Below are 20047 nucleotides of genomic sequence, written 5' to 3'. Positions count from 1 at the left end.
CAGGCGATGCGAGTTTTCTCAAAGTTAATTTTTTCACTCACGTTATTTTTAAGTATTTTTTCAAACAACAGTTTTGCACAAAGCAAAACCATAGAGCTATTGGTCGCTAAAACCCCGACTTGTGGTTGTTGTACCTCATGGTTAGATCATCTCACCTCCCAAAATATTAAGGTCGAAGGCAAAAACTTTTCACATCCGCAAATGAGCGAAATAAAGAGTCAATACGGCATTGAAGCAAGATTCCGCTCGTGTCATACCGCGGTGCATGCCGATGGGTTTGCGTTTGAAGGTCATGTGCCTGCGAAATTCATTAAACAGTTTTTACAATCACCCCCGGAAAACACGATTGGGTTAAGCGTACCCGCTATGCCACTTGGCTCACCGGGGATGGAAATTGATGAAAGGTTTCAAGCCTATAAAGTGCTGTTGCTAAAAAAAGATGGCAGCTACGAAGTATTCGCTGAAGTAAACAGTTATGAGGAGCAATTCTGATGCCGAAATTTATTATCAATGCAGTATTGCTCAGTTTAGGTATTGCAGCTGGCAGCGCCGGTATGTACTTTTATTCGAAATCTAATACAGAACATAGTATGCATGCTGAACAAAGTGATGAAAAAAAGCCGCTGTATTGGGTTGCGCCAATGGACTCAAACTACCGTCGCGACAAACCTGGTAAATCTCCGATGGGCATGGATCTAATCCCTGTATATGAGGAGTCTAACAGCGAAGATGAACACGGGCCGGGTGCAATTAAAATCTCTCCTGAAGTGATAAATAACTTAGGGGTTCGAACTGCGAAAGTCACATTGAGAGACATGACGCCAACAATTAATACCGTGGGTTATATTCAGTATGACGAAGACAACCTAGTACATATTCACCCGCGCGTGTCGGGTTGGGTTGAGCAACTATTCGTTAAAACAACAGGGCAAAAAGTTAAAAAAGGCCAAGCGCTCTATACCTTGTATTCTCCAGAGCTTGTAAACGCACAACAAGAGTTTTTAATCGCTTTGCGTGGCAAAGAGTTTGGATTAATAGAAGCCGCCAAGGCTCGATTGAGAGCGCTTCATATTGACGATATTTTTATCGAACAGCTACAGCGAGACAAAAAAGTTAGTCAAAATGTCACCTTTTATGCGCCGCAAAATGGTGTGGTTGCCAACTTAAAAATTCGTGAAGGTTATTACGTGCAACCGGGCACAACCATGATGAGTATTGGCGATTTGAGCAATGTCTGGGTTGAAGCCGAAGTCTTTGAGCGTGATGCAGCGTCGGTAACGGTTGGTTTGCCTGTGCACATGACCTTAGACTATCAGCCAGCGCGCGCATGGCATGGTGAGGTTGATTACATATATCCAACGCTAGATGAAAAAAATCGCACTTTACGTGTACGTCTACGTTTCGAAAACAAAGATGGCGCGCTCAAGCCAAACATGTATGCGCAATTGCAAATAAGCGGTAAAACAAAACAAGATAGCATTCTTACACCAATCGAGTCAGTTATAAGAACAGGCAAACAAAATCGCGTGGTCTTAGCTTTGGGTGATGGGCAGTTTAAATCTATCGCCGTGCAAATTGGGCAAGTCTATCAAGATCAAATTGAAGTATTAGAAGGTCTCAATGAAGGCGATACCGTCGTTACATCTGCGCAATTCTTGATTGATTCTGAATCGAGTAAATCATCAGATTTTAAACGTATGGAGTTTGCTGAAGAGCCAGCTTCTGTGTGGGCTGAAGGGGTTGTCACCGCAAAATCTGACACAGAGCAAAGTGTGACCATCGACCATGCGCCAGTTGAAGCATGGCAATGGCCGCAAATGGTGATGGATTTTGGTGTGCTTAACCAAGCTGACTTTGATGCGCTAGAAGTAGGCCATAGTTTACATTTTGAGATCACCAAACAAGATGATGGTAGCTATCCGGTTTCAGCCATTCACATAATGGGTAAAGCCGAAGTCGCAGCGCCAGATACACAAGCCAAAGTAAATGGTGTGATCAATGCCATTGATTTTGACGCTCGTGTTATCAATATCAGTCGCGAAGCCATTGAAAAGTGGGGCAGAGGACCTGCCACCATGGACTTTGAGGTCATCGATGAGCTGGATATTTCAACGTTCAAAGCGGGTGATAATATCGAATTTACTTTTGATACTGCACAAGATTTTAAAGTCATCGCCATCAGCAAAATAGCCGATAAAAAGGCTATGCAGGATGATGATATGTCGATGAATGAGCACGCTCACCATTAATCACGAGGAGGTAATATGATCGCAGCAATTATTCGCTGGTCACTCAGCAACCGCTTCTTCGTGGTGTTGATGAGTTTAATTTTAGTTGGTGCAGGGTTGTTCTCGTTAAAGAATACCCCTGTTGATGCCATTCCCGATTTATCTGATGTACAGGTGATTGTAAAAACCAGTTACCCCGGTCAATCACCGCAAGTGGTGCAAGATCAGGTGACTTTCCCGCTTACTACCGCCATGTTATCGGTGCCAGGTGCGCAAACGGTACGAGGTTACTCCTTCTTTGGCGACTCTTACGTTTATATTATTTTCGACGATAAGACCGACTTGTACTGGGCACGTTCAAGGGTACTGGAGTATTTAAGCCAAGTCGCGCCAAGCTTACCAAGTAGTGCAAAGCCACAGCTAGGTCCTGATGCCACTGGGGTGGGTTGGGTGTATTTGTATGCGTTGGTCGATAAAACAGGTAAGCATGACATTAGCCAACTGCGCAGTATTCAAGATTGGTTCTTAAAATACGAATTGCAATCTGTAGCAGGCGTCTCAGAAGTTGCCGCAGTTGGCGGTATGGTGAAGCAGTACCAAGTTCAAGTCGACCCAGATAAACTGCGCGCTTATGGTATTCCATTAAATCATGTGCAAACAGCATTACAGCGGGGCAACCAAGAAACAGGTGCATCGGTGCTTGAAATGGCAGAAGCGGAATACATGGTTACCGCAACGGGTTATATTCAAAGTGTGCAAGATATTCTGCAAATTCCTTTAGGTGTGAACGAAAAAGGTGTGGCGCTTACCATTGCCGATGTGGCGGTGGTCAATCTCGGTCCGCAAATGCGCCGTGGTGTTGCAGAACTGAATGGCGAGGGCGAAGTTGTGGGTGGCGTTGTCGTCATGCGCTTTGGTGAAAACGCCAAAACCACCATTGATGGCGTGAAAGCTAAATTAGAATCCCTAAAAGCGGGCTTGCCTGAGGGCGTTGAAATTGTCACTGTGTATGACCGCTCTGCTTTAATCGATAGAGCAGTCGATAATCTCTGGGGCAAACTCACGGAAGAATTGATAGTTGTTGCCCTGATCTGTGCAGCTTTCTTGTTCCACTTACGTTCTTCAATAGTGGCAGTGATAAGCTTACCTATGGGTATTCTAGTCGCCTTTATCGTTATGTATTTTCAAGGGATTAATGCCAACATCATGTCGTTAGGCGGCATTGCGATCGCCATCGGTGCGATGACAGATGGCGCCATCGTAATGATTGAAAACATGCATAAACACATGGAAAAGACCCCACTGACTGATGAAAACCGCTGGCAAGTGGTGGGCAAAGCCGCCAGTGAAGTAGGACCAGCGTTATTTTTTAGCTTGCTGATTATTACCGTTAGCTTCTTACCTGTGTTTATTCTTGAAGCCCAAGAAGGGCGCATGTTCGCGCCGCTTGCGTATACCAAAACCTATGCCATGGCAGCGTCTGCCGGTTTAGCGATCACCTTAGTACCTGTTTTAATGGGCTACTTTATTCGCGGTAAGGTACTACCTGAGCGTAAAAACCCGCTGAATAGATTACTGATTGCTCTTTATATGCCAGTCCTGAAAGGCGTTTTACGTTTTCCTAAAACCACAATTTTGGCGGCGATTGCAGTTACAGTGGTTGGTTTTTATCCTCTAGATAAGATCGGCAGTGAGTTTATTCCGCCTTTAGATGAAGGCGATTTAATGTATATGCCAACGACGTATCCGGGCATTTCTATTGGTAAAGCCAGAGAGTTGTTGCAGCAAACCGACAAGCTAATTCGCACTATTCCTGAGGTTGAGAACGTATTTGGTAAAGTGGGCCGTGCTGAAACCGCTACCGATCCGGCGCCGCTTACTATGATCGAAACCTTTATTCAGTTAAAACCTAAGTCACAGTGGCGCGAGGGTGTGACCACTGAGAGTTTGAAAAAAGAGCTGGATGCATTGGTGAAGTTACCCGGAGTGACCAATGCTTGGGTTATGCCAATCAAAACCCGTATCGACATGCTGGCAACGGGCATTAAAACACCTGTGGGCATAAAAGTGGCGGGGCCAGATCTCGATGTTATTCAAGATATTGGTCAACAGCTCGAAACGCTTTTACCTAAGCTTGAAGGGACGGCGTCTGTGTATTCAGAGCGCGTTGCTGGTGGTCGTTATATCAAAGTTGATATCAATCGTATTAAGGCAGCCCGTTATGGTTTAAATATCGCCGATGTACAGCAAGTGGTTGCAACAGCCATTGGGGGAATGAATGTAACTCAAACCGTTGAAGGGCAAGAGCGTTATCCGGTGAACTTGCGTTATCCGCAAGACTACCGTAATTCACCTGAGCAATTAGCGCGAATGCCGATGGTGACACCTACAGGGCAACGAATTGCGTTGGGTGATGTCGCGCATGTTTATATCGAAAATGGTCCGCCGGGTATCAAGAGCGAAAACGCCCGTTTAAATGGTTGGACATATATTGATATTGAAGACATTGATGTCGGCAATTATGTTGAAAATGCAAAAGCATTACTTGCCAAAGAGCTTGCGCTGCCTGCTGGTTATTCAATCAATTGGGCGGGGCAGTATGAGTATATGGAGCGTGCTAAAGAGAAGCTGAGCTATGTTGTGCCATTAACGCTGGCGATTATAGTTATTTTACTTTACCTCAACTTTAGACGTTTGAGCGAAGTTGTGGTGATCATCGCAACATTGCCGATGGCGATGATCGGCGGCTTATGGCTTATGTATCTAGAAGGTTTTAATTTCTCGGTTGCTGTTGGCGTTGGCTTTATTGCCCTGGCCGGCGTTGCTGTAGAAATTGGCGTGATCATGTTGGTGTATTTGAATCAAGCACTGCAAGATTTAAAAGATGAATACAAAGCGAAAGGCACAGTCATTGGTAAATCTGATTATCTAGAAGCTATTTTACATGGCGCAGGGTTACGTGTTCGACCTGTGATGATGACAGTGGCAACCATCATTATTGGACTTTTACCGATTCTATATGGCGATGGCACGGGCTCTGAGGTGATGAGTCGTATTGCAGCGCCTATGGTTGGCGGCATGTCGAGCGCGGTGTTACTCACTTTAATTGTTTTACCTGCGGTCTATTGTTTAATGAAAGCGGGTGAGATTAAGAAGTTTAATGAAAAGTTAGGGTGACCTCGGTATTTGCAATAACACAGTAGGTATGGTTTTATAGTTAGAGATTAAAAAAGGAACAATTTTTAATCTCTAACAACATTCTATAAAAATAATTTATAAGGAATCATTATGAAAACTTTACTAACGAGCGTTGTCGCAGCTTTGACAATGGGTGTATCTGTGTCAGCTTCTGCATACATTAATTCTTTCCCTGAATATTATGGCCATATCACCTGCCATAAGCCAGTAGCAGGCAATCCATTTAACATTTTGTGGAGTAAGCAATTAAGCTCTTGGGAAGAAGGTGATGTGCTAATTTCCCTTTGTAAATCACAAGGTGGTTTTGCAGCAGATCACAGAACTTGATTTTAACTTGATACAAAAAAGAGAGTTCAACAAAGGGTTAAACTCTCTTTTATATGATTACAGTTTAAATCATTAAATGCCTTGTGTTTTGATTACCATCCAGCAAATTTAAAACTGATAAGACACACTTAAACGTATATCACGGCCAGGCTCATACATACCTTTTAATGTTTCATAGCCCTTACCAAATTTACTAAAGTCGCCAACACTGCCGTGGCTTCGGTATGTTTCGTTAAATAAGTTTTGAATAGAAAGGTCAAAACGTAACTGCTCAGTTGGTTCGTAACGTGCGTATATATCAACTAAGTTGTAGCCTTCTTTATCGATGCTACCTAGCTCATCTACCCAGCCTAACTCTAAAGAGCGATGCATTACTTCGATATCATTTAAATCCGCAACATACTTAAAATTAAAGCCTGTTTTGATGCTATCTGTTACTTCATAATTAAAGTTGATATTCAGTGCGTCACCTACAGCATTACCAAGTCCACCATACTCATAGGCATTAATATCTACGTTATTGCGAATGACTTGCTTTTTACCGCCTTCAACTGAACTATCAGGCCAAATAAATGGCATATTATTTAGTACAACATCGTTATGGTTAAAGCTTATTAACACATCAAATTGATTTGCTTGGTAGCCTGCTACAAGTTCAACACCTGTGCTTTCTAAATCGCCGATATTTTCATAAAAAACACCTTCACGACCTTTGAATTTATCAAACACCACACCATTGATAGTGCTCTGGTAAACAGATGCTTCGAATAGCCATGTGCCATCGTTGTATTCAAGGCCAAGTTCAATGTTTTCTACCTCTTCAGGCGCGAGTTCAGGGTTGTCGTTCACTTCACCTGCGGTAAATGCATCAGCTACTTGGCGGCCTCTTAAGGCTTCTGCATAGCCTGCGCTCAAGGTAATGTTTTCAGCTAATGTGTATTTGAAACCAATGTTTTTACTAAAGCCGTCTTGTTTTTTAACTGAAAAGTCTTTGCTCTTTGTGACAGGGTTACCTTGCGCATCATGCTCAACAACCCATTTGCCATCCACTTTAACCCAGTTTGCTTCAAGACCTGTGTGATCTAGCTCGTAGGCGTCATAACGTACACCAAAGCTCAGTAATAGGTCAGGTGTAATTTGCCAATGGTCCTGAGCATACACACCAGTCACAGTACCGTCTTCGTTTGCTTTGCCGCCAAATGCTTCGTATGACTCAGAATTAACTTCATCATTCTTTTGTTCAATACCATAGGTAAGAACATGATCGCCCAGGTCACTGGTATTTCTGATATCGAAACCTGTGGTCTTAATTCCTGCGTTCCAAGTGTAAAGCTCGCGCTTTAAAGAGGACTCAGTTGAGTAAAGCGTGGTTTCTAAATTGATGAATTCGTTTAAATAAAGCGCATGGTTTAGCACTAAAGTTTCACGATCAGACCATGTTTTGAATAGCGGTGCGTCAATGGTTTGAACCCAGTTCGTTTGCTTACCAAACTCGCCTTCTTCTTCGCGTGTTTCGTAACTTACTGTGATAAATTGGCTGTCACTAATTTCGGCATCTACTTTAACAAAGCCCAGAGTTTGATCTGAACCTGTTCCAGGGATCAAATCACCTTCGCCATCTTCCATGTTGTCACGGCTTACATTCACATAAGACGCTAACACGTTCACTGAATCAGTTACACGACCATATAATGCAACACTTTGCTTGTTGCCATCGTTAGAGAAAATACTCGCTTTTGCCAATCCACCAAACTGCTCATCCTCATTTAATAAGTCGTTCGCAGTCTTTGTTTTAAAACGAATGGCACCACCGACTGCGCCACTGCCAGCTGTTGCTTCACCTGCACCTGCTTGTACTTCAACACTACGTAATAACTCTGGCTCAATTGACACACGACCGACGTGGTGGAAAAGTGTACTAGTTTGAGGCGCACCATCCACTGTGATGTTCATCATCGAATCTTCTAAACCACGTACAAATACCTTTTGCACAATACCCAGCGAGCCGCCAACCGTAATTGAGGGGGTCGCTCTAAAGATATCTTCTAAATCATTGGCTTGGTAATTGTCTAATTGCTCAGGCGTAATTTCTGAGTTGGTTGTTGCACCTACAACGACAATTTTTTCAATGTCTTTGTTGTCAGTGTCTTTTTCGGTTGCAACGGCTTGAGTACTCAATAAGCCAGCAATAAGGGTAGGTAGTATTTTTGTTTTGAACACAGGAGTCGCTTTAAAAGTCATGGGACATCTCTAATTACTGATATTTTCTAAATCAGAATTATTCCTATTTGCAATTGTGATTGGTAGCACTTTTACAACTGTTACATTTGCAACTTTGGAATGGTGATTTTAACGCTAAGGCCGCCGCCTTTTTGATTAAGGGCATAGATATTTGCACCAACACTTAAAAGGTGACGTTTAGCTAATGCTAACCCTAAGCCAAAGCTGTCACTTTCAGCCATTCTGCTGTCGTCAACTCTAAAGAAGGGTTCGAAGATTTTATCTAGCAAGTGCTCTGGGATCCCTGGACCTGAATCATTGATTTCTAGTAGGTAATGATCTTGCTGTTGTGTAAGTCTAACCGAAACGGTTTCTTTGCATGGCGTGTACTTTAGGGCGTTGCGAAGTACGTTTTCTATCGCTGGGCAGAGTGCTTTATGACTTGAGTCAGAGATCACTGCAGAATTCGGTAGTTCACTCTCTATGAACTTACAGGCGAACTCGAATCTGGCGTCTTCAATTAAGACATCGAGTAAATCAACTAAATCGACTTGCTCCTGCATGATTTTGGGCTGTTCATTTTCGAGCCAAGCAAAAGTGAGGGTATTTTCAACAAGCTTCCTTATTTGCTTAGATTCCCTTGAAATACGTTCTAAATGCTGTGAACTATTGCTCGAGTCAAAGTTCTCAACGGCAATATCTAAACGAGTTAATGGCGTTCGCAACTCATGAGATAAGTCAGCTATGAGCTGCCTTTGATTCTCGATAAGCTCTCCAATTCTTGATGCCATTGAATCAAATGTTTTGGCAAGATGAGACAGCTCATCATCACGCTTGGCAAAGTGTTGGCCGACTCGAACTGATAAGTCACCCTTGCTGAATGCGAGTGTGGCATTATCGAGGCGGTGTAACGGCGTAATGATGTGCCTATACAGAATAAACGTGAGCAATATAAGTAACATCATCGGAATGACGATCTGCAATGCAAATTTTGTTGTTAACCAATGCGTGCCCGGTCGCATTCGCTCAGGTAATCGAATTAAAAAACTGGCACCATACTCTTGAAAAGGTAACTCCATAATCGGGTTATCAGAAAAGTAGAGGTGGATCTTCCAATCAATGCTGCGCCCAAAATGATAATAACCTACGATATCTTTATCGTAAGGTTTACCCGCAAATTGCTCAGCTTTAAAACCGACGACAGACACCCACACGTTCTCTTGTTGCTCTATGTCTTGAAGGTACTTTTCTAATCCCACAAAGTCTTTTTGAACGTAATATGACTCTGCTTTTTCGCCCCAAGCTCTTAACTCTGCTCTATGTTCAGCTTTTATAAAGCTCATTTTCTCTTCGGTTTTTAAGGTAATGGTGTGCACCAAATAGAAAAATGTCACTAGGCCTGTTGCAAGGATAAAAAACAGCTTCCAGAAAATCTTACGTTTCATTTAAAGCAGTACCCTTTACCATGGACTGTTTGTAAGCGATCCCCTTGCCAACCGGCTTCATTAAGCTTGCGCCTTACACGGCTTAAATGCATGTCGATACTGCGGTCGTACGCCCCCAGTTTTTTATTTAATACAGCTTCGTGCAACTCCGCTTTTGGAATAATAACGTTCTGCTTACTAAGCAGGTTCCACAATAATTTAAATTGGATGGGGGTAAAATCTAAAAGTACATCATTAAGATGTACTTGCTGTGTGTTCACATTTATAGATAAGCCATCAAATTGCATATGTACTTGGCTGCTACTTTCTATGTCGGGCTTGGCACGGCGTAATAGACTTTCAATACGAAGAAGTAATTCTTGGCTGTTAAAAGGTTTGGCGACATAGTCATCAGCCCCATGAGTAAATCCCAATATTCGCTCTTCTTCAGCGCCTTTGGCCGAAACCATGATCACGGGGATCTGACTTACTTGTCTTAATTGTTTAAGCAGAGTGACTCCATCAAGTTTTGGCAGCATTTTATCGAGTAAAACGAGGTGATGTTGCTCCGATTTGGCTTTATTAAAACCATGTTCCCCATCAAAGCATTGTTCAACGAGGTAGCCTGCTTTTTTCAGTAAGTCTGATAAATAATTGCTGAGTGTAATGTCGTCTTCAATGAGGAGAATAGAGGTCATGGAATATATTATTGCAAATAAAAACTGTTATTATTTGCAATAATAAGCTTATCAGACCGATGTGTAAATCATTATGTTCCTTTCTTGGGGTAGTTTTAGAAGGTTAACTAAATCAAAAATAGCATTTAAAACATAGTGTTAATATTTTTACTCGAGTTTGTTTAGATGTGAGTTATCTGAGGGTAATTAGATAACTTGCTCAGTTACAGTGAGGTAGTTAAACTAACCGCGATTTTGATTATGCAGGATAATGTTGTGGAATTAACAACTTGGCTAAGCTTAGCCACTATTTGCGCAATCGGCGCTATGTCACCGGGTCCGAGTTTGGCTGTCGTATTACGTCATTCTTTATATAACAGTGCAGGGCATGGCATCGTAGCAAGTGTTGCACACGGTGTTGGCGTTGGTATCTATGCTGCGTTATCTATAGCAGGTTTAGCAAGTTTAATTACCCATTTTCCTATCGTATTCCAAACGCTGGTTTACGCAGGCGCCGCGTATTTAGCGTATATGGGATATAAAATTTTGACCAGTAAGTCTTCAGGCCTAGATGTTGCTCAATCGAGTATAACGAGTTATAAGCAAGCCGCGCAAGATGGCTTTGCCATTGCTTTCTTAAACCCTAAGCTTGCTATCTTCTTTATCGCCTTGTTTTCACAATTTATACAACCAGAAGCCATGACGCTGACTGTCGCCATATTAATGTGCGGCACTGTATTGGCTATTGATACTGCGTGGTACTTCTTTGTGTCGGTTGCCAGTGCCAAAGCAAGAGAGAAGTTTGATTTAACTAAAAAACAAGCAGTGATCGATAAGTTACTAGGTACTGCGTTTTTATTACTTGCAGCAAGAGTCTTGTATCAGCAATTAGTTGCCTAAGAGATAATAGCCGAACACTTGTTATCATTGTTCGGCTATTGCGCTCAATTGGAAGTACTCTGTTTAATCAGGGTAAGCTTCCATAATGTGTTGTACTTCATCTATATTCTGAATAAATAACTCTACTAATTTAGGGTCAAAATGTTCACCTTTTTCTTCTTCGAGAAGTTGTAATACTTTATCTAATGGCCAAGCTTCTTTATAACAACGAGAATGAGATAACGCATCAAACACATCTACAAGTGCAACTATTCGACCATATATGTGAATATCTTCACCCTTTAAACCATTGGGGTAGCCTTTACCATTATATTTTTCATGATGCTCTCCAGCGACGATAGCTGCAGCTTTTAAGGTAGGGCGCTTTGAGCGAGCAAAAATTTCATATCCAATGTTTACATGGGTTTTCATTATCTCAAATTCTTCTTCAGTGAGCCTGCCAGGCTTTAAAAGAACAGAATCTGGAATAGCAACTTTACCTACATCGTGCATGGGTGACGCCATAAACAACTCTTGTGCTTTGTCTTCTGGTTCACCTGCCCATAAAGCCAATGCTCGAGATAGATGAGCAACACGCTTAACATGGTTTGCAGCTTCTTTTGAGCGACTCTCAACTACTTCGCCCAAAGTATCGATAATTTCAGATTGTGTTTCGAAGATTTCTTTATCAAGCTCAAGATTATCAAAAGCAACAGAGATATTATTTGAGAAGAGTTCAAGAAGCTTTCGATCCAAATCATCGATTTGATTGATCCCTTCTAAATAAATTAAGTTTTCACCTGCATTCATTGTTTTGAAATAACCGACAAAACAGTCGTTTTCAATTACACACTTCTGACTTAAACAAGCGTTTTCTATCATCGCGTTAATATTTTCAGGGAGACTTACTTTATCACCAGATAATGGGCAGTAATCACCAGTACCGGCTAAAAATTGTAATCCATCTTCAGTTTTTCTAACTGCAAAGTTATTGCTATTTTCGGTTCTTTTTTCGTCTGCGTGAAGGAGTGATGCAATTTGGACGAGTAAGCCGCTGGCAAACTCTTGTAATGAACGGATCCTAAACAAGCTGGCAGATGAGTCAATGACACGCTCTAAACCTTCTCGGTGATTTTCAAGTTTTTTTCTGGCCAACTCTATGTCTAAAATATCTCTGTAGCCTCTCAAGCCGGTATAAACAACGGTAAATAATTTGTCACTGCTCAAGCTTGTTTTATCTTTGTAATCATTGATGTCATAGTTTGTAATAACGGTTCTCTCAGGTGCTTGACCAGGCTGTCCGGTACGTAAAATTATCCTGATGAAATGATTATTTAACTCTTGTCGAATGTATTGAGCTACTTGAAGCCCTGCATCATCTGTTTCCATCACGACATCTAACAGCACTAAAGCAATATCATTATGTTCATTAAGCACTCTTCTTGCTTCCTCACCACTATAAGCGCTTATAAATTCAACCCCCTTGTCATCAAATTCAAATCGGCTTAACGTGAGCTTAGTTACAGTATGAACATCTGGTTCATCATCAACAATTAGAATCTTCCATGAAGGCTTTGTTTCATCCTTTGATTTTGAAGACTTTTTAAATAACCCCATAATCAATCACCTTCTTTAAAGCTTTGTATATCGATAGGTACTCTGATCGTAAATTGAGTGCCTTTATCTAGCTCACTATTCACTGTAATTTTGCCTGACATTTTCTGTGTAACTATGTTGAAGATGATATTCATACCTAAACCAGAACCACCATTTGCTCGGTTGGTTGTATAGAAGGGGTCGAAAATTTTCTTCTGACTTTCTTCTGTCATACCTTTACCATCATCCGTAAATGTAAAGATAAGCTCTTCATCTTCAGTATAGAACTTAAGGACAACTTGACCACTTGAATCCGAGTCATACGCATGTATTAAGGTATTTTGAATTAAGTTTGTGAATACTTGCGCCCAAGATCCGGGGTAATTATTGATGATTAATACTTCAGAGTCACAGTTAATCTCAAAGTTAACTTTACTTTGCTTGAGCTTGTTATTAAGACTGGTCATAGTGTCTTTAAGATATTGGATAATATCGAATTGCCTCACTTGCTCAGCGGACTGGTCAACGGCAACTAATTTAAAGCTTTTCACTAAATTGGCAGCCCTTTGCAGGCTGTTATGAATAGTCCAAGACAGTTCTTTGCTTTCTTGTATGAATCTCACAAAGTCATCTTCTTCAAGCTCGCCAGCTTCGAAGAGTTTTGCAACGTCATCTACGGTAGATTGAAAATGAGAAATGCCTGTTAAAGATAACCCAACAGGGGTATTTATCTCATGTGCCACACCTGCAACTAAGCTACCTAGAGAGGCCATTTTTTCTGCTTCAATTAGTTGAGATTGAGCATGCTTGAGTTCTTGTAGTGAGTTAGCAAGTGCTCGTTCTGATTTTTGTCGAGTTTCTATTTCACAAAGTAATCGTTCTTGTTGTTCATTAAGCTGTGTAACGGTTTGTTGAAGCTCTTCAGTACGCTCATCGACAATTGATTCCAAGTTCTTATTTATTTTGTCTAGCTTATCGAACGCCTCAGCTGTTTTGTTGATCATAGTATTAAGCGCGCTTTGTAACACCCCTAATTCATCATTGGGGTTTTTGGCCACAGTAATGAGAGATTTTTGTAATTCATTAGGATTAATTTGACTTGCACTTGAGGCCAATTGGCTCAGAGGTTTCGTCAGTAATTTTCTAAAAATGAGGAAAATTAATAAAAAGATTGCTGCAGTTTTCATTGCTGCATTGAAAATAAGAAGGTAAATACTTGGTCTAATACTATTTATTATGAAGTCTTCATTTGCGAATAACTTTACATCACCAATTTGGGAAGTATTGTTGTAATCACTATAAAGTGCGAAAGAATGAAAAGTAAGTGTTTCATTATTATGATTTAATAATGTACCTGCTTGAACAACTTTCTCATTGGTATCGGATTTGACTTCTATGCCTGCGATTTGTGGTAGGCTGATAATACTATTTGCTGTAATTTCAACTTGCTCAAAATCTAGATTCCATAAGTCAGAAGCTAATATTTTTCTAAACGTATGTTCTGAAGCAATAAGAACTTCTTCTACCTGTCTCTTAGCATTTACATACTCCACACTGATATGAAGAATTGTAATAAAAAGAGTTATCAGCAAATATATTGATAAAACATAACTCAATAGCTTAATTGATATTGAGTTTTTTATTTTATGGAAGTCCATAAATCTTTAATCAAATTGCGTACATAACTCAAAATTAGTCTACCTTTCAAAGAATAGGCAAGTTTTAAACTAAACTTATGCCATGCTTACATTTGATGCGACTCGGCAATGTTTTGAGATAAGGCTTTTTATATGAAAGTTTGTTTTTTGTTCGTTATTTTACTTTTCTTTATATCAAGTGCAGGTGCAGAAACAATAAAAGTAAGAGCGAGCCAATCCAAGTTTGATAGTACCCATGACTACTATATTGGTCTAATTAAACTAGCCTACAAAAAAATCAATAAACCAATATCAATTGAGTACGCACCATATATGGTGCAAGAAAGAGCATTATCAGAAATGCAAGCTGGAAGGCTTATTGACTTGTATTGGGCAGGATCTAATGTAGAAAGAGAAAGTAAGCTTGGTTTTGTGCCAATTCCTCTTGTGAAAGGTTTACTTGGTTATCGTGTATTTACAATAAACGAGAAGTTTAAAAATAAGTTTTCAGATATTAATTCACTCGAAGCTTTGAATGGTATCCCTTTATGTCAGGGGCAACATTGGCCAGACACAGATATTCTGCTTGCTTCTGGTCTTAATGTAGTCCCAAATATGGTTTATGAAAATATGTTTAGACAGGTTTACTCAGGGCGTTGTAAAGCATTTCCTAGAGGTATTAACGAGGCTTATTCAGAAGTCGAAAGTCGCAAAGAAGTAATGCCTGAACTGATGGTCTTTGATGACTTAATATTACATTACCCTTTCCCAATGTATTTTTTTACACGTAAACAAAACGAAAAATTAATTAATAATTTGACCAAAGGGCTTATGTTAGCAATTGAGGACGGAAGCTTTAACGAGTATATGAACAAGCATCCAGCTACGCGTCATTTGTTTCCTTTATCAAAATGGAATAATAAGACGATAATTACTATAGATAACCCTTTTTTGTCGAACAAGAGCGATATAAGAAACACCAAACTCTGGGTTGATTTAAGGATAAAAAATTAGTCTCTTACTAATACTTAATTTCAATTTGAAGCTCTTTTTAAGCGCATAGGTATAGGTAAAGGGGCGTTTCCTTAAATAAAGTCAACTAAATCTATATCGATTTCTTCACAGTCGTCACGATGTTTGGGGAGTGTAATATCTAGCCTTGTGAACTGATCCTTTTCACTTGAGATTTTGATAGTGCCATTCAAAGACTGAGAAACAATGATATAAACTATATGCATGCCAAGGCCTACTTTGCCATTTATTCTCCCTGTTGTGTAGAAAGGCTCAAAAATCTGTGAGATTTCTTCTTCGCTGATCCCTTTACCATTATCTTGAATGCTCAAATGAACTTGCTCACCTAACTCTTTTACATTAATGATTATTTGTTTATTGAAACCGCCTTTAAGGCCATGTTCGATGGCATTTTCTATAATGTTACTTATCACTTGTGTAAGTAAATTGACATCAGTGTCTATTTCACATTCACCTCCATTGATAGAAAACTCAATATCTTTGTGTGATTCTTCAATTGGTAGATAAGCAAATTCAATTAGAGATAAGAGCTCAACTCCCTTTTGAGGACTTACATTCAATGAGCTATTTACTTGCTTAAATGTTTCTATGAGGTTAACTACTTTGTTTAGGTTTTTATCGATCAATACTTCAGTATTCTGGGATGATTGAATGAACTCTTTTAAGTCGTCTTCTTCAAGCTTTTCACTCTCAAAGAGATTATTTAAATTTTCAATGGCACTTTTATTAAGGCTATAACTTGAGATGATTATGCCTAACGGGGTGTTTATCTCATGGGCAACTCCAGTAATCATCCTACTGAGTGATCCGACTTTTTCTGCTTCTACTAATTTGTTTTGATTGGTAGAGATGATTTCTGCCATTTCATTAAAAGTTTTGGCTAAAACACCAAATTCGTCTTTAGACATGTCATCAATTCGAGTATTTAAATCACCTTGTGCCAATGCCATCGCTTTTTGAGAATAATTACTCAAAGTTGCTTTAAGTTGTAAGTAAATACCATAAACAAAATAGACTATAACTAGATAGAGCATGAGTGTCACAATGACTAAAGCTGCAAACTTAAATTTTTGTTCTAAGCTACGATTGTCTAATTGAACTCCCACATACTTTAAAATAAGCGTGTCAAATTCGCGCATTTTTTTTATTTCATTAGAATAAAACTCTATATATTCTTTCCAAGTTGGCAGTCTTTCAGGTTCATCCAAAATCTGCTCATAAGTATAATTAAGGAGCTTATTTGCACTCTTTAGCAGCTCGGCCATACCATCTTTTATGTCACTATTTTTGTTTAAATAAAGCGAGATATGGTTAGACGAATAATTATTTAAAGAAATATTATCTTCAGTTTGAGCGGCTAATTTTTCAAGTGTGTGATAAGTGTAACTGTCGACACTTGGCATACTCAGAGCATAAGTTCCTGCAGCACGGAGAAACCCTATATTCTTATAAATTTTAGGCGCTTCGTTAACAAAATTATTGATGAGGTAGAAATTGATTGGGCTGTCGTCATGAATGAGGGCACTTTCAAAAGTAATGACTTTTGCCAATAATTGAAGTTCAAGTACCACTTTGTCAAAGTGTAGAAACTGAGATTCAATGCCACCTCGCATTACCGCTTGGCTTTCATTTAAAAGTTGCCACTCAGATTTAATATTTTCAATTTGAGTTTGTAAATTGCTACTAGCTGGTTGTTGATTAAAGAGGTTATTCGATAATTGTTTTATTTGCTTGCTGATAATGCGCTTTTCATCTGAAATGAATTTTATTAGTTCGCTATTTAAATTAACCTCTTGTAAAACAGCATGATCTCGGAAATCTTGTATTCGATAAATAGTGGATATGAGTATTTTGAGAGACTGAATGCCCTGTATTTCTTTTTGGGTTTTCTGTATTGAACTATTGGTGTCAATTAACAGTACAACCAAGAGAAACAGTAAAGGGATAGAGAGCATGGCAATAATAGCCATAAACTTTTGAGCAAATGACATTTGCTTACTGACATTAATTGCAATATCAAAGAAGCGCTTGTTCAAAATTAAGTCATGTAAATTTATTCACTATAGCTAAAGCATAGGCTAGTTCTTCATAGTTACAATGCAGTTTTTGGAGTGGTTTAAGCTCTATAATGATTTGAATTAGAACCTATTAGCTAAATTGTGTTTCAATACACTTAACTAATGCTCTTAACCCTTTTCCTTTGTTCACCACTTTCCAAGCAATATTTAATGACTGTGGTATTGATGGTTCCGTCAAGGTTAATGCTTTTAATGTGCCTGATTCAATCTGACTAGTTATCTGATCAACAGGTAAAAAGCCAACTCCGACTCCGGCCTCTATGGCGTAGATTTTCTGCTGCAAATTGCTTACATATAAGTGCTTTGAACCTTCAATAATGTTAGACGACTTCGCAATAGCGTTTCGACTTGAATCGTGAACAACTACGGTGCGATACTTCACAATATCAGACGCTTCTATATCCCTGCTTAGTTTGTGTAGCGGGTGATCAGGTGCTGCTACAAAGGCGCTATGGTATTCGGTCAGGGTTTTGGCGCGTATGCCTTGTTGCGCTGGCACGGGATCTGATGCTCCGATCACCAAATCAACCTCGTCTTCTATTAAGGCTTCCCATGTGCCGTTTAGCACTTCTTCTTTAAAATCAAGTTCGATGTTTTCGTGTTCAGCTAAAAATGCACTGCAGGCTTTGAAAACTTTGCGCTCATCAACAATGGTATCAATGGCGATGCGTATTTTGGGTTCCCAACCGTGCGCGATTGTTTGCGTCTGCTCAGTCAATTTGCCTACCGCGAGTAAAACTCTGCGGCCTTCTTCAAGAAGGTGCAGGCCTGCTGGAGTTAGCACAGAGCGTCGACCTTGGCGTACAAATAAGGTCACACCCAGTTGTTCTTCGAGTTTTTGCACAATATACGAAATCGCTGATGGAACTTTATTAAGCTGCTCAGCGGCGCTGGCAAAACTACCCCGTTGATCAATGGCGTCGAGTACCAGTAAAGCTTCTAATGTTAGAGGAGTGTGCTGCATATCACTTAAAACATATATTCAAAATTATTGTTCAAATATTTTGAACTAACTTGTCAAATTCTGCCAGTTATTTGTTTTCTCATGCTTACCTATAATGAACTCACTTCTTCAGATAAACACTGAAATAAACAATTAACTAAATTTAAGAGAGCAGCTAAATGAACACATCAACTTTACTAAACGTACTAAAAACTGACGACCAACTATCAGCTTTACCACTTCGAGTAGTCGCAGGTATTTTATTTATTGCCCACGGCGCACAAAAGTTATTTGCTTGGTTTGGTGGCTATGGTCTTGAAGGCACTGGCCAATGGATGGAGTCAATCGGCTTAGCGCCGGGCTATTTAATGGCACTTATGGCGGGAAGCGCAGAGTTCTTCGGCGGAATTTTTTTATTAGTCGGCTTACTTACTAGACCAACTGCTGTTGCACTTGCTTTCACTATGCTGGTGGCCATTTTTGCGGTGCATTTCCAAAACGGGTTATTTATGTCAAACAATGGTTATGAATTTGCGTTATCACTGTTTGCTATCAGCGTAGCCTTGGTATTCCAAGGTGGTGGTAAGTTTTCGCTAGACCGTGTTTTAACGACTAAGTTGACGAGCCAAGGTAAAGCGCAGCTTCAAACTGCTAGTAACTAAAATCGAGATATAAGTTCGAATATTTATAGAGCGTAAAAAACTAAAGTAAAGAAGTCACTGCTCATAGGTGACTTCTTTAAAGCAAAATATTTATAGCATTGAGAGGATTTATTATGGGTTTATTACAAAGCGGCAAATGGGTTGATAAGTGGTATGACACCAAAGAAAGCAAAGGCGCATTTAAACGCCAAGACAGTAAATTTCGAAACACGATTAGCACAGATAGTGATAACCCTTATCAACCTGAAGCTGGCCGTTATCACCTTTATGTTTCTTTAGCGTGTCCTTGGGCGCACCGCACATTGATTTTTAGAGCGCTAAAAGGGCTTGAATCTTTAATCGATGTCACAGTTGTACAAGCTCAAATGCTAGAAAATGGGTGGGAGTTCGACGATGAAAAAGACCCACTTTATGGTTTTAAATATGCGTATGAACTGTATTTAAAATCAGACCCAACTTATGAAGGTCGCGTCACAGTTCCAATTCTTTGGGATAAAAAGACTCAAACCATAGTCAATAATGAATCCGCTGAGATCATTCGTATTTTCAATACTGCGTTTAATGAACTCACTGGCAATACAGATGACTACAGTCCAAAAGCTTTATTGCCTGAAATTGATCAGATGAACGAACGTATTTACGACACCATAAACAATGGCGTCTATAAAGCGGGCTTTGCAACGACACAAGAAGCTTATAACACAGCGTATGATGCTTTATTTGAAAGTCTAGATTGCCTAGAAGATCATTTAAGCAAAAATCGTTATCTAGTTGGTGAGCAAATCACCGAAGCCGATTGGCGTTTGTTCACGACGCTTATCCGCTTTGACGCCGTGTATTTTGGTCATTTCAAATGTAATCGTACTCAACTGAAAGACTTCGACAATATCAGCAATTATGTTCGTGAGTTGTATCAGGTGCCGGGAGTGAACGATACGGTTGATATCGAATATACCAAAGAGCATTACTACGCGAGTCACAAGACCATTAATCCAACTGGGGTGATCCCAAATGGTCCTGAATTAGATTTTAACACGCCGCATAACCGAGAAACCCTTTAAAACATTCACAGGAGCTACCGACATGAGTTAACGCGGTAGCACCGACTTTATGTCGGGTAAGCTTTTCAATTCCTTTCACAAAAAA

General features: G+C 39.9%; 15 protein-coding genes. 8 read left to right on the top strand and 7 right to left on the bottom strand.

What is annotated here, in order from left to right; all coding sequences use genetic code 11:
* Positions 1–6: 6 nt before the first annotated feature.
* The 4 genes from ACXAC4_RS24815 to ACXAC4_RS24800 all read left to right on the top strand — a co-directional run bounded on the left by ACXAC4_RS24815 (position 7) and on the right by ACXAC4_RS24800 (position 5753).
* The gene (locus tag ACXAC4_RS24815) at positions 7–492 is read left to right on the top strand and encodes a DUF411 domain-containing protein (RefSeq protein ID WP_475166991.1); all 486 of its coding nucleotides are present in this window, start codon (positions 7–9) and stop codon (positions 490–492) included.
* Entirely contained in the window at positions 492–2249 is a 1758-nt protein-coding gene (locus ACXAC4_RS24810; protein WP_475166988.1) for an efflux RND transporter periplasmic adaptor subunit, read from the top strand. Before ACXAC4_RS24815 ends, ACXAC4_RS24810 begins: the two co-directional genes overlap by 1 nt.
* Positions 2250–2264: 15 nt before the next feature.
* A complete protein-coding gene (locus ACXAC4_RS24805; RefSeq protein ID WP_475166986.1) occupies positions 2265–5405 on the top strand; it encodes an efflux RND transporter permease subunit in 3141 nt (1046 codons plus the stop codon).
* Positions 5406–5516: 111 nt separating this feature from the next.
* Entirely contained in the window at positions 5517–5753 is a 237-nt protein-coding gene (locus ACXAC4_RS24800; protein WP_475166985.1) for a hypothetical protein, read from the top strand.
* 108 nt (positions 5754–5861) lie between these two features.
* On the opposite strand, the gene ACXAC4_RS24795 is transcribed toward ACXAC4_RS24800, so the two are convergent.
* The 3 genes from ACXAC4_RS24795 to ACXAC4_RS24785 all read right to left on the bottom strand — a co-directional run bounded on the left by ACXAC4_RS24795 (position 5862) and on the right by ACXAC4_RS24785 (position 10095).
* Positions 5862–7994, bottom strand: a complete 2133-nt coding sequence (locus tag ACXAC4_RS24795; RefSeq protein ID WP_475166982.1) for a TonB-dependent receptor — start codon at positions 7992–7994, stop codon at positions 5862–5864.
* An 80-nt stretch (positions 7995–8074) separates the two neighbouring features.
* A complete protein-coding gene (locus ACXAC4_RS24790) occupies positions 8075–9418 on the bottom strand; it encodes a histidine kinase sensor domain-containing protein (RefSeq protein ID WP_475166976.1) in 1344 nt (447 codons plus the stop codon).
* Positions 9415–10095 carry a response regulator transcription factor gene (locus ACXAC4_RS24785; RefSeq protein WP_475166972.1) on the bottom strand — a complete coding sequence of 227 codons (681 nt, stop codon included), beginning with the start codon at positions 10093–10095 and terminating at the stop codon, positions 9415–9417. The genes ACXAC4_RS24790 and ACXAC4_RS24785 overlap by 4 nt, the downstream gene beginning before the upstream one ends.
* Before the next feature lie 255 nt (positions 10096–10350).
* Between ACXAC4_RS24785 and ACXAC4_RS24780 the strand changes: the two genes are divergently transcribed.
* The gene (locus ACXAC4_RS24780; protein ID WP_475166969.1) at positions 10351–10974 is read left to right on the top strand and encodes a LysE family translocator; all 624 of its coding nucleotides are present in this window, start codon (positions 10351–10353) and stop codon (positions 10972–10974) included.
* Between the two features lie 63 nt (positions 10975–11037).
* Here the strand turns inward: ACXAC4_RS24780 and ACXAC4_RS24775 are convergent, their stop codons facing one another.
* Positions 11038–12570, bottom strand: a complete 1533-nt coding sequence (locus tag ACXAC4_RS24775; RefSeq protein WP_475166967.1) for a DUF3369 domain-containing protein — start codon at positions 12568–12570, stop codon at positions 11038–11040.
* Between the two features lie 2 nt (positions 12571–12572).
* The gene (locus ACXAC4_RS24770) at positions 12573–14141 is read right to left on the bottom strand and encodes a sensor histidine kinase (protein WP_475166964.1); all 1569 of its coding nucleotides are present in this window, start codon (positions 14139–14141) and stop codon (positions 12573–12575) included.
* Positions 14142–14339: 198 nt separating this feature from the next.
* Between ACXAC4_RS24770 and ACXAC4_RS24765 the strand changes: the two genes are divergently transcribed.
* A complete protein-coding gene (locus ACXAC4_RS24765; protein WP_475166960.1) occupies positions 14340–15200 on the top strand; it encodes a hypothetical protein in 861 nt (286 codons plus the stop codon).
* 71 nt (positions 15201–15271) lie between these two features.
* Here the strand turns inward: ACXAC4_RS24765 and ACXAC4_RS24760 are convergent, their stop codons facing one another.
* Together ACXAC4_RS24760 and ACXAC4_RS24755 are read right to left on the bottom strand one after the other, a co-directional pair.
* On the bottom strand, positions 15272–17254 hold the full coding sequence (locus tag ACXAC4_RS24760) for an ATP-binding protein (protein ID WP_475166957.1): 1983 nt from the start codon (positions 17252–17254) through the stop codon (positions 15272–15274).
* Between the two features lie 112 nt (positions 17255–17366).
* Positions 17367–18260: a LysR substrate-binding domain-containing protein gene (locus ACXAC4_RS24755; RefSeq protein WP_475166954.1), complete on the bottom strand. Its 894-nt coding sequence runs from the start codon at positions 18258–18260 to the stop codon at positions 17367–17369.
* Between the two features lie 158 nt (positions 18261–18418).
* Here ACXAC4_RS24755 and ACXAC4_RS24750 point away from each other — a divergent pair, with 158 nt between their 5' ends.
* Positions 18419–18901, top strand: a complete 483-nt coding sequence (locus ACXAC4_RS24750; RefSeq protein WP_475166952.1) for a DoxX family protein — start codon at positions 18419–18421, stop codon at positions 18899–18901.
* Between the two features lie 113 nt (positions 18902–19014).
* Positions 19015–19962: a glutathione S-transferase family protein gene (locus ACXAC4_RS24745; RefSeq protein ID WP_475166951.1), complete on the top strand. Its 948-nt coding sequence runs from the start codon at positions 19015–19017 to the stop codon at positions 19960–19962.
* The last annotated feature ends 85 nt before the right edge of the window (positions 19963–20047 follow it).

The sequence above is a fragment of the Pseudoalteromonas sp. AWM4_233 genome (assembly GCF_056158285.1).
This window is presented reverse-complemented; position numbering and strand designations above follow the sequence as displayed.

Coding starts and splice junctions, on each gene's coding strand:
- ACXAC4_RS24815 (WP_475166991.1), top strand. CDS start 7: ATGCGAGTTTTCTCAAAGTTAATTTTTTCACTCACGTTATTTTTAAGT.
- ACXAC4_RS24810 (WP_475166988.1), top strand. CDS start 492: ATGCCGAAATTTATTATCAATGCAGTATTGCTCAGTTTAGGTATTGCA.
- ACXAC4_RS24805 (WP_475166986.1), top strand. CDS start 2,265: ATGATCGCAGCAATTATTCGCTGGTCACTCAGCAACCGCTTCTTCGTG.
- ACXAC4_RS24800 (WP_475166985.1), top strand. CDS start 5,517: ATGAAAACTTTACTAACGAGCGTTGTCGCAGCTTTGACAATGGGTGTA.
- ACXAC4_RS24795 (WP_475166982.1), bottom strand. CDS start 7,994: ATGACTTTTAAAGCGACTCCTGTGTTCAAAACAAAAATACTACCTACC.
- ACXAC4_RS24790 (WP_475166976.1), bottom strand. CDS start 9,418: ATGAAACGTAAGATTTTCTGGAAGCTGTTTTTTATCCTTGCAACAGGC.
- ACXAC4_RS24785 (WP_475166972.1), bottom strand. CDS start 10,095: ATGACCTCTATTCTCCTCATTGAAGACGACATTACACTCAGCAATTAT.
- ACXAC4_RS24775 (WP_475166967.1), bottom strand. CDS start 12,570: ATGGGGTTATTTAAAAAGTCTTCAAAATCAAAGGATGAAACAAAGCCT.
- ACXAC4_RS24765 (WP_475166960.1), top strand. CDS start 14,340: ATGAAAGTTTGTTTTTTGTTCGTTATTTTACTTTTCTTTATATCAAGT.
- ACXAC4_RS24755 (WP_475166954.1), bottom strand. CDS start 18,260: ATGCAGCACACTCCTCTAACATTAGAAGCTTTACTGGTACTCGACGCC.
- ACXAC4_RS24750 (WP_475166952.1), top strand. CDS start 18,419: ATGAACACATCAACTTTACTAAACGTACTAAAAACTGACGACCAACTA.
- ACXAC4_RS24745 (WP_475166951.1), top strand. CDS start 19,015: ATGGGTTTATTACAAAGCGGCAAATGGGTTGATAAGTGGTATGACACC.